Raw genomic sequence first — 12,149 nt, 5'->3', positions numbered from 1 at the left:
GGAACATGTCTTTTTCGGTGGCGGTGGCAGGTGCGAGTGGCTACGCGGGCGGTGAATTGTTGCGTCTGCTCGCCGGGCACCCCGACTTCGAGGTGCGCACGGTCACGGCGCACAGCACTGCCGGGCGGCGTCTGATCGACGCCCAGCCGCACCTGCGCTCGCTCGCGCACCTCACCCTGGTCGACACGACGCCCGAAACCCTCGCCGGGCACGATGTGGTGTTCCTCGCCCTGCCCCATGGGGCATCCGGTGCCCTCACCGCGCACCTTTCCGCCGACACGCTCGTCGTGGACTGCGGTGCCGACCACCGGCTCGAAAGTGAGAGCGACTGGGCGGCGTTCTACGGGGGCGACTACTTCGGCGCCTGGACCTACGGCGTGCCCGAGCTCCCGGTGGCCGGCGGCACGCAGCGCTCCCGGTTGGCCGGCTCCCGGCGCGTCGCCGCCCCCGGCTGCAACGCGAGCACGGTGGCGTTGGCGCTGGCGCCGGGCATCCGTGCCGGGGTGATCGAGCCCGAAGACTTGGCCGCAGTGCTCGCGGTCGGACCCTCCGGCGCCGGCAAGAGCCTGACGCTGCCGAACCTCGCAAGCGAGATCCTCGGCTCCGCGAACCCCTACGCGGTCGGCGGCGTGCACCGCCATATCCCCGAAATCCAGCAGAGCCTGCGCTGGGCCGGGGCCTCGAACCCGACCATCTCATTCACCCCGGTGATCGTGCCGATGTCGCGGGGCATCCTCTGCACCGCGACGGCCCGTCTCGTGCCCGGTACATCCGGCGCCGCGGTGCGCGCCGCCTGGGAAGCGACCTACGCCGACGAACCGTTCGTGCATGTGCTGCCGGAGGGCCGATTCCCGCGCACGAGCGATGTGCTCGGCGCCAACACCGCGCTGATCGGCCTCGCCGTCGACGAGGCCGTGGGCCGCGTCGTGACGATCACCGCCGTCGACAATCTCACCAAGGGCACCGCCGGTGCCGCCATCCAGTCCGCCAACCTGGCGCTGGGACTGCCCGAAACCACGGGCCTGAGCACGAATGGAGTTGCCCCATGAGTGTCACCGCCCCCGCCGGGTTTGCCGCTGCCGGAGTCACGGCCGGCCTGAAACAGTCCGGCGGGCTCGACCTCGCCGTCGTGCAGAACCTCGGCCCGCTCACCAGCGCGGCCAGCGTTTTCACCAGTAACCGGTGCAAGGCGAACCCGGTGCTCTGGAGCGAGCAGGTCATGAAGGGCGGCCGGGTCAAGGCCGTCGTGCTCAACTCGGGCGGCGCGAACTGCTACACCGGCAGCATCGGCTTCCAGACCACGCACGCCACCGCCGAGGCCATCGCCGACCGCTTGGAGATCTCCGCCGGCGAGGTGCTGGTCTGTTCCACCGGCCTGATCGGCGAACAGCTCGACCTCGGCACGATCACCGCCGGCGTGTGGGACGCGACCCTCGCGCTGCAGGGTGAGAAGGCCACCTCCGACGCCGCCGGCCTGGCCGCGGCTCAGGCGATCATGACCACCGACACCACACCCAAGCAGACCGTGCTCGTTTCCGACACCGGCTGGACCATCGGCGGCATGGCCAAGGGCGCCGGCATGCTCGCGCCTGGCCTGGCCACCATGCTCGTGGTGCTGACCACCGACGCCGTGCTCGACTCCGAGCAGCTGGACGTGGCCCTCCGTCAGGCCACCCGGGTCACGTTCGACCGCCTCGACTCAGACGGCTGCATGTCCACCAACGACACTGTCACCCTCCTCGGCTCCGGGGCGAGCGGGGTCACCGCCGACCTGGCCGAATTCACGGATGCCCTCATCGCCATCTGCCAGGACCTCACCCTGCAGCTGCAGGCCGACGCCGAAGGGTCCGCCCACGACGTCGCCATCACGGTGCGGCACGCCGGCACCGAGGCCGACGCCGTCATGGTCGCCCGCGCGGTCTCCCGCAGCAACTTGTTCAAGACCGCGATCTTCGGCAACGACCCGAATTGGGGCCGCGTGCTCGCGGCGGTCGGTACGACGGATGCCGCCTTCGACCCCTACGGCATCGACGTCGCCATCAACGGCGTGCAGGTCTGCACCGCGGGGGAACCCGATCAGCCGCGCGAGCTCGTCGACCTGACCCCCCGCTCGGTCTCCGTACTGATCGACCTGCACGAGGGCGACGAGACGGCCACCATCTGGACCAACGACCTCACCCACGCCTACGTCGAAGAGAACAGCGCGTACTCGAGTTGAACCCGGTCCACGAAACCCCCGGCGACGAGACGACCCCCGGCGACGCGAGGAACAGCCGGGCGGCGGCAGCCGTCAAGGCCGCCACGCTGATTGAGTCGCTGCCCTGGCTCAAGCGGTTCCACGACCAGATCATCGTGGTCAAGTTCGGCGGCAACGCCATGGTCAGCGAGGCGCTGCAGCGCGCGTTCGCCGAAGACATGGTGTACCTGCGTTATGCCGGCATCCGCCCCGTCGTCGTGCACGGCGGCGGCCCGCAGATCTCCGCGATGCTCGACCGCCTCGGCATCGAGAGCGAGTTCCGCGGCGGCTACCGGGTGACCACGCCCGAGGCGATGGACGTCGTGCGGATGGTGCTCACCGGCCAGATCAACCGTGAGCTCGTCAGCCGCATCAACCAGCACGGCCCGCTCTCCGCCGGGCTGTCCGGCGAGGACGCCGGGCTGTTTCAGGGCCGTCGCCGCGGCACCGTCATCGACGGCGACGAGGTCGACCTCGGCCTCGTCGGCGACGTGATCGGCGTCGACCCCGAGGCCGTGCTCGCCCAGCTCGCCGCCGGCCGCATACCGGTCGTCTCCTCGATCGCACCCGACACGGATGTCCCGGGCCAGTCCCTGAACATCAACGCCGACGCCGCCGCCGCCGCCCTCGCGGTCGCGCTCGGCGCCGCCAAACTGGTCATCCTGACCGATGTCGCGGGGCTGTACAGCGACTGGCCCAACCGCGACTCGCTGGTGTCGGTCATCGACGTGGACTCGCTTCGCTCCCTGCTGCCGGGCCTCGAGTCGGGAATGATCCCCAAGATGACGGCCTGCCTCGACGCGGTCGAGGGTGGCGTCGCGAAGGCGGCCATCATCGACGGCCGGGTACCACACTCGATCCTGCTCGAGGTCTTCACCGGCAGCGGGATTGGAACCGAAGTGGTCCCGGCATGAGCGACACGCACCCAGAATCGAGCACTGCACAGATGGCCGACTCCGGCACCCCCGACTGGCGCGAGCGTTTCAGTGCCGCCATGATGCACACGATCGCACCGCCGCTGGCGATGCTCGTGCGCGGGAAGGGGTGCTACGTCTGGGACGACGAGGGAACGAAGTACCTCGACTTCCTCGCCGGAATCGCCGTGAACTCGCTCGGCCACGCGCATCCGGCTCTCGTCGCCGCGGTCACCGACCAGGTCGGCCGGCTTGCCCACGTCTCGAACTACTTCGCGTCGCCACCGCAGCTGGAACTGGCCGAACGGCTCAAGCGCCTCACCGGTGCGGGACAGGCCGGCCGGGTCTACTTCTGCAATTCCGGCGCCGAGGCCAACGAGGCCGCATTCAAGCTGGCCCGACTGAACACCGACGGTGGCAGCCGGACCCGCATCCTCTCCCTGCACGACTCGTTCCACGGCCGCACGATGGGGGCTCTCGCCCTCTCCGGCAAGCCGGCCATGCGCGAGCCGTTCCTGCCGGTCCCCGAGGGGGTCGAGCACATCCACGCCACGCTCGAGGGGCTGGACGCCGCGATCGACGAGACCGTCGCCGCCCTCTTTCTCGAGCCCGTGCAGGGCGAGGCCGGGGTGGTCGACCTGCCCGCTGGGTTCCTGCGCCGCGCCCGCGAACTGTGCACCCGAAACGGCGTGCTGCTCATCCTCGACGAGGTGCAGACCGGCGCCGGCCGCACCGGCGAGTGGTTCGCCTACCAGTACGACGGAATCCAGCCGGATGCGCTCACGCTGGCGAAGGGGATCGGCGGCGGCCTGCCCATCGGCGCCCTCATCACCTTCGGGGCGGCGTCGGAGCTGTTCCAGCGCGGCCAGCACGGCTCGACCTATGCCGGCAACCCGCTCGTCACGGCCGCCGCCAACGCCGTGCTCGGCGCCATCGAGGCCGACGGCCTGGTCGCCAACGCCGCGCGGCGCGGCGAGCAGCTGCGGGAGATCCTCGCCGGTTTCGGTTCCCCCCTCATCGGCGAGGTGCGCGGCCGCGGGCTCCTGCTCGGTGTCGGGCTGACCGAACCGGTCGCCACCCGCCTGGCGGCCGCGGCCCAGAGCAACGGCTTGATCGTGAACGCCGCAAACGAGTCCACCATCCGTCTGGCCCCGCCCCTCATCGTCGGCGACGACGAACTGGCCGACTTCGAGCGCCGATTCGGGCTCGCTCTGACCAGCCTCTAGAGTTGAACGATCTATTCCCCAGAAGCGAAAGTGACACCGTGACCCGCCATTTCCTGCGCGACGACGACATCTCACCGGCCGAACAGGCCGAGATCCTCGACCTTGCCCTGGAACTCAAGCGTGACCGATTCGCGGTCAAGCCTCTGGCCGGCCCGCAGACCGTGGCTGTCATCTTCGACAAGTCATCGACCCGCACCCGGGTCTCCTTCGCCGTGGGGATCGCCGACCTCGGCGGCAGCCCGCTGATCATCAGCACGGCGAACAGCCAGCTCGGTGGCAAGGAAACCGCCTCCGACACGGCCCGCGTGCTCGAGCGCCAGGTGGCCGCGATCGTCTGGCGCACCTACGGCCAGGCCGGACTCGAGGAGATGGCCCTCGGCACCACGGTGCCCGTCGTCAATGCGCTGTCCGATGACTTCCACCCCTGCCAATTGCTCGCCGACCTGCTCACCATCCGTGAGCACCGCGGCGACCTGGCCGGTCAGACCCTCGCGTTCCTCGGCGACGGCGCCTGCAATATGGGCCAGTCCTACCTGCTCGCCGGCGCGACCGCGGGCATGCACGTGCGCATCGCCTCCCCGGTCGGGTACGCGCCCACCGATGCGGTCGTTGCGGACGCCGCGGCGATCGCCCTGCGCACCGGCGGCTCCGTGGAGCTCTTCACCGACCCGGGCGCGGCCGTCACCGGCGTCGACGTGGTCGTCACCGACACCTGGGTGTCGATGGGCAAGGAAGAGGAGAAGGCCACCCGCCTGGGTGACCTCAGTCGCTACCGTGTGGACACCGCCCTGATGGCGCTCGCGAAGCCCGACGCGCACTTCCTGCATTGTCTGCCGGCTGACCGAGGTTACGAGGTGACCGCCGACGTCATCGACGGCGAGCAGAGCATCATCTGGGACGAGGCAGAAAATCGCCTGCATGCCCAGAAGGCGCTGCTCGTCTGGCTGCTCACCCACAACAGCGCCTAACGCCCCGGCGGGCGTCAGAGCGTGACCGTAAACTTGAACAGATCGAATTTTTAGGGAGAACCATGGCTGAACGCGTTGTGCTGGCATATTCGGGCGGACTCGATACCTCGGTTGGCATCGGCTGGCTGAAGGACGCGACCGGCAAAGAGGTCGTGGCCCTCGCCATCGACGTGGGACAGAGCGGCGAGGATATGGACGTCATCCGCCAGCGCGCCCTGGACTGCGGTGCCGTCGAGTCCATCGTCGTCGACGCGAAGGACGAGTTCGCCAGCGATTACGTCGTGCCGGCCCTCAAGGCCAACGCGCTCTACCAGAAGCGTTATCCGCTGGTCTCCGCGCTCAGCCGCCCGCTGATCGCCAAGTACCTCGCCTCCACGGCCAAGGAGCTCGGCGCGAACAGCGTCGCGCACGGCTGCACCGGCAAGGGCAACGACCAGGTGCGCTTCGAGGCCGCCGTCGCCGCCCTCGCGCCCGAGCTCACCTCGCTCGCCCCGGTGCGCGACTTCGCCCTCACCCGGGACAAAGCCATCGAATACGCGGCGCTGCACAACCTGCCCATCGCACAGTCGAAGAAGAGCCCCTACTCGATCGACCAGAACGTCTACGGCCGTGCGGTCGAGACCGGCTTCCTCGAAGACCCGTGGAACGCCCCGATCGAAGACCTCTACACCTACACGCAGGACCCGGCCGTGACTCGCGAGCCCACCGAGGTCGTCATCAGCTTCGACCAGGGTGTTCCCGTCGCGATCGACGGCGTCGCCGTCACGCCGCTGCGGGCCATCGAAATGATGAACCTCCTCGCCGGCAACCAGGGCGTCGGACGCATCGACATCGTCGAGGACCGCCTCGTCGGCATCAAGAGCCGCGAGGTCTACGAGGCCCCCGCCGGCATCGCCCTGATCGCCGCGCACGAAGAGCTCGAGAACATGACCGTCGAACGCGACCTGGCCCGCTACAAGCGCTCGGTCGAATCGAAGTGGGCGGAACTCGTCTACGACGGCCTCTGGTTCTCCGGCCTCAAGCGGGCCCTCGACGTGTTCATCGATGAGACGCAGAAGCACGTGACCGGCGACATCCGTTTGAAGATGCACGCCGGCTCCGCCGTCGTCACCGGGCGGAAGTCGTCGAAGAGCCTCTACGACTTCAACCTCGCCACCTACGACACCGGGGACACTTTCGACCAGTCCATGGCCAAGGGTTTTATCGAGCTGTGGTCGCTGCCGAGCAAGATCTCGGCTCGCCGCGACCTCGCCGGCAAGTAGGGTCGACGTGGCTGGCGACAAGGACACGACCGAGAACCGCGCGGGCAAGGCGGGCGCCCTCTGGGGCGGCCGCTTCGCCGGGGGACCGTCACCGGAATTGGCGAAGCTGAGCAAGTCGACCCAGTTCGACTGGCCGCTGGCTCCCTACGACATCCGCGGCTCCCAGGCCCACGCGCGGGCCCTGGCCGCGGCCGGTTACCTGACGGAACCGGAACTTGTCGCCATGATCGCCGGCCTCGACACCCTGATGCAGGCCGTGCTCGACGAGGGCTTCCTGCCGGAAGAATCCGACGAGGATGTGCATTCGGCCCTGGAACGAGGCCTGATCGACATCGTCGGCGTCGAACTCGGCGGCAAGCTGCGCGCCGGCCGCAGCCGCAACGACCAGGTCGCCACCCTGGTGCGGATGCTGCTCCGCGACAAGGCGCAGGGGATCTCCGCCCACGTGATCGACCTGATCGACGCCCTGGCGTCGCAGGCCGAGGCGAACGCCGACGCCATCATGCCGGGCCGCACGCACCTGCAGCACGCCCAACCGGTGCTGCTTGCCCATCACCTGTTCGCGCACTGCTGGCCGCTCGTGCGCGACCTCGAGCGGTTCACCGACTGGAACACGCGCGCCGACTTCTCGCCCTATGGGTCGGGTGCCCTGGCCGGCAACACGCTCGGCCTCGACGCCAACCTGGTGGCGGCCGACCTCGGCTTCAGCGCCGTGGTCGAGAACTCGATCGACGGCACCGCGAGCCGCGACCTGGTCGCCGAGTTCGCGTACATCACCGCCCAGATCGGTATCGACCTGTCCCGTCTGGCCGAGGAGATCATCCTCTGGAATACCCGCGAGTTCGGTTTCGTCACCCTCGACGACTCCTACTCCACCGGCTCGTCGATCATGCCGCAGAAGAAGAACCCGGACATCGCCGAGCTGGCCCGCGGCAAGTCGGGGCGCCTGATCGGCAACCTGACCGGTCTGCTGACCACTCTCAAGGGGTTGCCGCTCGCCTACAACCGCGACCTGCAGGAAGACAAGGAGCCCGTCTTCGACTCGATCGAGACGCTCGAGGTGCTCCTGCCGGCCTTCAGCGGAATGATCGCGACCCTGACCTTCCACACCGAACGGATGGCCGAGCTCGCCCCCCAGGGATTCTCCCTGGCCACCGACGTCGCCGAGTGGCTCGTCAAGCAGCAGGTCACGTTCCGGGACGCGCACGAAATCACGGGTTCGCTGGTGAAGTTCGCGGAGCGGAACGGGCTCGACCTGCACGAGGTGGACGACGTCGCGCTGCTCGCGCTGTCGCCGCACCTCACGCCGGACGTGCGCGAGGTACTCACCATCACCGGTTCGGTGTCCCGCCGCGACGGCCAGGGCGGGACCGCCCCGGTGCGCGTGGCCGAGCAGCGCGCGGCGCTCGTCACCCGGGTGCGCGCGCTGGCAGCTGCGCTCGGCAGGTGACACTCGCCGACGGCATCCTGGCGCGACCGGCGGTTGAGGTCGGGCCACGGTTGTTGGGCGCGCTGCTCGGCCGCGCCGGGGTGCGGCTGCGCATCACCGAGGTGGAGGCCTACCTCGGGCCGGGGCTCGACCCCGGCTCGCACGCCTTCCGTGGCCAGACCCGGAGGAACGCGTCGATGTTCGGCGCGAGCGGCCACCTCTACGCGTACTTCAGCTACGGCATGCACGTCTGTGCGAACATCGTCTGCTCGCCGGGCGGCGAGGCGTCCGCCGTGCTGCTGCGCGCCGGCGAGATCGTCGACGGTGTCGCCGAGGCACGGATGCGCCGCCCCACCTCACGCAGCGACCGCGACCTGGCGCGCGGCCCGGCCCGGCTCACGCTGGCGCTCGGCATCGGGCTGGGAGACGACGGTGCGAACCTCGGTGAGGCACCGTTCACGCTGACCCTGCCTCCCCAACCGGTCGCTTTCCGCAGCGGACCCCGCACCGGGGTGGGCGGAGCCGGCGGGGGAGCGGAGTATCCGTGGCGATTCTGGATCCCGGGCGACGCGTCGGTGTCGCCGTACCGGCGGCATCCGAAGCTGGGCGCTGAGCCCGACTCTCGCTAGCCCCGCGTCGTCGACAGGCGCGGGCCGTCACCGGGGCCCGCGCTGCGGCATCCGGCGTCACGCAATCACGGAGATTTTCGGGAAACGCGGGCTTCGGTGGCGTGCCGACCGGCGTGGCGCGAAAAACTCCGAGGTAACGTCAGCGCGATCGGCAGGGATGTCCCGGGTCGCGCGGGAGGTTCGGGTCTCCGGGGCCCGTCAAGCTCGACCGCCGACCGCCGACCGCCGACCGGCGCCTACGTCAGGGCGATCTGCACCAGGGCGGCGCACGCGCACGCCCAGATCAGGCTCGCCAGCGTGCCGATGATGAACCGCTCCCGGGCCTCGGCCGTGGCCAGCTCGGTGAACCGACCGACGCCCTTGATCGCCACGACGACCGCGATGGCTTCCGGGAAGCCCGCCAGGATCGCTCCGGCCACGGCGAGGCGCTCCAGGATTCCGATCATCAATCCACCGCGCAGCACCTCGTGCACGAAAGCGCCGTGCGTTCCGGCCGTCCCCTCAGCATCGGGTGCACCCGTGGCAGCCGGTGCAGCCGGTGCATCCGGCGCGCCGGCATCAACCCCGGACGCGCGGCCCGGCTCCGGCGTCACGGGCGCACCGCCGTTCTCGACCAGGATCCCGCCATGCTGGCCCTGGGGCACGGAGTTGTTCGTGGCCAGCCTCAGCGTAAGCAGCGCCGCCGGGCCGCCGCCGACCACGGCGAGACCGAGGGCCACCATGCCGAGGAGCACGCCCGACACGGTCGCGCCTCCGGGCGAGGGGAGGGCGGCGATCATCAGGGCCGCAGCGAGGGCGCCGCCGGAGATTGCGGCGAACTGAGGCTTCCGGCGCCGGAACGCGAGAATGGCGAAGACCAGCGATCCGGTGGTGACGACCAGAAGGGACAACCAGTAGAGGTAGGCAACGATCGGGAAGGACGAGGAGATCATGCGGCAGGGTCCGTTTCGGTCGTGGCGTGCTCGAGGTTCTCCAGCAGCCTAACGAGTGCGGGCTGGGCGGACTGGTCGACCCTCCAGAGGGCGACTCGGATGCGCTGGCTGACGGCGGCGGGGGAAACGCCGAGCTCGGCGGCGATCTCGACCTGGGACATCCCGCTCGCCAGCAGGTCGATGGCCGCCCAACCCTCCTGCGAGCGACGCTGGCGAAGGAGCAGCAGATTGGTGATGAGCGCTTCCACCCCGTCGGCGTCGAGCAGCGGAGCAGTACGGCCAGCAGTACGGCCAGCGGCCGGATCAACCTCGAGACTGAACCGGGCCTCGGCCTTCTTTGCCCGCGTCACGGCCGCGCGCGCCGCGACGAACGCACCGCCGGAGGCCTGCCGGGTTGTTTCTGGAAGAGGGGTGCGCACCTCGCCGATGCCGAGCCCGATGCTCCAATGGCCCGCGCGATGCAGTGAGAGAACGGCGGCAAGGGCCGAGCCGGCGTCGGGCAGCAGTAGCTGGATCTCATCGCCGGAGGTCTGGTCGGGCGGCAGCGTGAACGCCGGGCCGTACGCGGCCACGAGCTCGGCGATCATCTCGCCGGCCCGATCGCGATCGTTGCGGCTGTCGACCTGATCGGCTGTGATGACGAACATGGGCGGGTCCTCCGACGGAATTGGCGGGCTGATATGAAGCTTCCACGGTGAATCTACATTAATTCACCCTATAGGCTTAATATCTTCCGATCAAGGTGTGGTCCCGAATTCCCGGGCAGCGAGTCGGGCGCTGATATCCTTGACTCGTGTCAGATCCAGCCATCCTCACCCTGCAAGCCAACGACCCGACCTTTGACGACGTCTGGGAGGAGATCTCCTGGCGAGGCCTGGTGCAGGTGTCCACCGACACCACCGAACTGCGTGAGCTGCTCGCCGGCCCGCCGGTCACGTTCTACTGCGGCTTCGACCCGACCGCCCCGAGCCTGCACCTCGGCAACCTCGTGCAGCTGCTGCTCATGCGCCGGCTGCAACTGGCCGGGCATAAGCCCCTCGGCCTGGTCGGCGGGTCCACCGGACTGATCGGTGACCCGCGCCCCACGGCCGAACGTACCCTGAACTCTCGGGATGTCGTCGGCGAGTGGGTGGGCTACCTCCAGGCCCAGGTCTCGCGCTTTCTGAGCTCGGAGGGCGACAACGCCGTCACCCTGGTGAACAACCTGGACTGGACCGCCCCGCTCAGCGCCATCGACTTCCTGCGCGACATCGGCAAGTACTTCCGGGTCGGCAGCATGCTCAAGAAGGATGCCGTGAGCGCCCGGCTGAATTCCGACGCCGGCATCAGCTACACCGAGTTCAGTTACCAGGTACTGCAGGGGATGGACTTCCTCGAGCTCTTCCGCACGTCCGGCTGCGTGCTGCAGACCGGAGGTAGCGACCAGTGGGGCAACCTCACCAGCGGTATCGACCTCATCCGCAAGGCGGAGGGGAAGGGCGCCCACGCCATCGGCACCCCGTTGATCACCAACAGTGACGGCACCAAATTCGGCAAGAGCGAGGGCAACGCGGTCTGGCTCGACCCCACCCTCACCAGCCCGTACGCGTTCTACCAGTTCTGGCTCAACACCGACGATGCCGATGTCATCAACCGGCTGAAGGTGTTCACCTTCCTCACCCGGGCCGACATCGAGGAGCTCGAGAGTGCCGTGGCGACCGAACCGTTCAAACGCCTCGCCCAGCGCACGCTCGCCGTGTCGGTGACAAGCCTCGTTCACGGGCGTGCCGCAACGGATGCCGCCATCCAGGCCGCGCATGCCCTCTTCGGCCAGGGTGAACTCTCCGATCTCGACGAAGCCACCCTCGAAGCCGCCCTGCGGGAACTCCCGAACACCACCACCGCCCCGCACGCCCCCGTGGTGCAGCTGCTGGTCGACACCGGACTCAGCATGAGTCTGAGCGAAGCCCGCCGTGCCATCAGCCAGGGTGGGGTCTACCTCAACAACGTGAAGGTGCTGAGCGACGACCAAACCATCGAGGGGGCCGTTCTTCCCGGGGGAGTCGCCGTGCTCCGCCGCGGGAAGAAGACCCTGGCCGGCGTTTTCGTCGTCTGATTCAGAGCCGGATACCGCCCGGTCGTTCCGCCCANCGCCCGGGCGGTTGCTGGTTTTGACGGCCCGGTGTGACGGCCGTAATGTATTCAAACGTACCCCACAGGTGCGGAAAGCCGCAGAGCTTCCCGGCCTCATGTGGAACCACAGTTTTAGCTTCGTCTCATGCTTGTTCCTGTTTCAGGTGAGTGTGGGGGAGGCCTAAGATGGTAACTCTCTCCGGCTGCGTGTCTGGTCTGGTGGGTGGTTGTTCGAGTCGCTTTGGCGCACTCGGAATCGGCTGCTTTCCGTGATTTGACAGGGTGTGGCCGGGCAGCTAAGTTATACAAGTTGCCTCGAAGCGACAGCCCGTTATGGGGCTTGAAGTCGAGTGCGTCCGATCCTTGAGAACTCAACAGCGTGCACAATGTCAAATGCCAAAAACCTCGTGGTTTGGATCCGTTTCTAGCGGTGAAGGATCA

Annotated in this window: 11 protein-coding genes; 9 read left to right on the top strand and 2 right to left on the bottom strand. The window is 68.7% G+C overall.

Annotation, left to right across the window (positions count from 1 at the left end; genetic code table 11):
- The first annotated feature begins 5 nt into the window (after positions 1-5).
- The 8 genes from argC to E3O22_RS13080 all read left to right on the top strand — a co-directional run bounded on the left by argC (position 6) and on the right by E3O22_RS13080 (position 8,664).
- Positions 6-1,049 carry an N-acetyl-gamma-glutamyl-phosphate reductase gene (gene argC / locus E3O22_RS13115; RefSeq protein WP_134394588.1) on the top strand — a complete coding sequence of 348 codons (1,044 nt, stop codon included), beginning with the start codon at positions 6-8 and terminating at the stop codon, positions 1,047-1,049.
- Complete coding sequence (gene argJ, locus E3O22_RS13110) at positions 1,046-2,218, top strand: bifunctional glutamate N-acetyltransferase/amino-acid acetyltransferase ArgJ (protein ID WP_134394586.1); 1,173 nt, start codon at positions 1,046-1,048, stop codon at positions 2,216-2,218. Before argC ends, argJ begins: the two co-directional genes overlap by 4 nt.
- An 86-nt stretch (positions 2,219-2,304) precedes the next feature.
- Entirely contained in the window at positions 2,305-3,150 is an 846-nt protein-coding gene (argB, locus tag E3O22_RS13105; protein WP_370448407.1) for an acetylglutamate kinase, read from the top strand.
- On the top strand, positions 3,147-4,376 hold the full coding sequence (locus E3O22_RS13100) for an acetylornithine transaminase (RefSeq protein ID WP_134394582.1): 1,230 nt from the start codon (positions 3,147-3,149) through the stop codon (positions 4,374-4,376). Before argB ends, E3O22_RS13100 begins: the two co-directional genes overlap by 4 nt.
- A 38-nt stretch (positions 4,377-4,414) precedes the next feature.
- The gene (gene argF / locus E3O22_RS13095) at positions 4,415-5,344 is read left to right on the top strand and encodes an ornithine carbamoyltransferase (protein WP_134394581.1); all 930 of its coding nucleotides are present in this window, start codon (positions 4,415-4,417) and stop codon (positions 5,342-5,344) included.
- A gap of 62 nt (positions 5,345-5,406) precedes the next feature.
- Positions 5,407-6,606 (top strand): argininosuccinate synthase, encoded by a 1,200-nt coding sequence (locus tag E3O22_RS13090; RefSeq protein WP_134394580.1) that lies wholly within the window; start codon positions 5,407-5,409, stop codon positions 6,604-6,606.
- Positions 6,607-6,613: 7 nt separating this feature from the next.
- A complete protein-coding gene (gene argH / locus E3O22_RS13085; protein ID WP_134394579.1) occupies positions 6,614-8,056 on the top strand; it encodes an argininosuccinate lyase in 1,443 nt (480 codons plus the stop codon).
- Positions 8,053-8,664 (top strand): DNA-3-methyladenine glycosylase, encoded by a 612-nt coding sequence (locus E3O22_RS13080; RefSeq protein WP_134394578.1) that lies wholly within the window; start codon positions 8,053-8,055, stop codon positions 8,662-8,664. Before argH ends, E3O22_RS13080 begins: the two co-directional genes overlap by 4 nt.
- 236 nt (positions 8,665-8,900) lie before the next feature.
- Here E3O22_RS13080 and E3O22_RS13075 read toward each other — a convergent pair whose 3' ends face one another.
- Positions 8,901-9,596, bottom strand: a complete 696-nt coding sequence (locus E3O22_RS13075) for a hypothetical protein (RefSeq protein WP_134394577.1) — start codon at positions 9,594-9,596, stop codon at positions 8,901-8,903.
- Positions 9,593-10,243, bottom strand: a complete 651-nt coding sequence (locus tag E3O22_RS13070) for a DNA-binding protein (RefSeq protein WP_134394576.1) — start codon at positions 10,241-10,243, stop codon at positions 9,593-9,595. The genes E3O22_RS13075 and E3O22_RS13070 overlap by 4 nt, the downstream gene beginning before the upstream one ends.
- Before the next feature lie 146 nt (positions 10,244-10,389).
- On the opposite strand from E3O22_RS13070, the gene tyrS reads away from it, so the two are divergent.
- The gene (gene tyrS, locus E3O22_RS13065) at positions 10,390-11,691 is read left to right on the top strand and encodes a tyrosine--tRNA ligase (RefSeq protein ID WP_134394575.1); all 1,302 of its coding nucleotides are present in this window, start codon (positions 10,390-10,392) and stop codon (positions 11,689-11,691) included.
- Positions 11,692-12,149: the final 458 nt, after the last annotated feature.

Source organism: Cryobacterium sp. TMT2-18-2, from assembly GCF_004402245.1.
Classification (GTDB): domain Bacteria; phylum Actinomycetota; class Actinomycetes; order Actinomycetales; family Microbacteriaceae; genus Cryobacterium; species Cryobacterium sandaracinum.
Note: the sequence above shows the minus strand (reverse complement) of the source record. Positions and strands in the feature narration are given on the sequence as shown.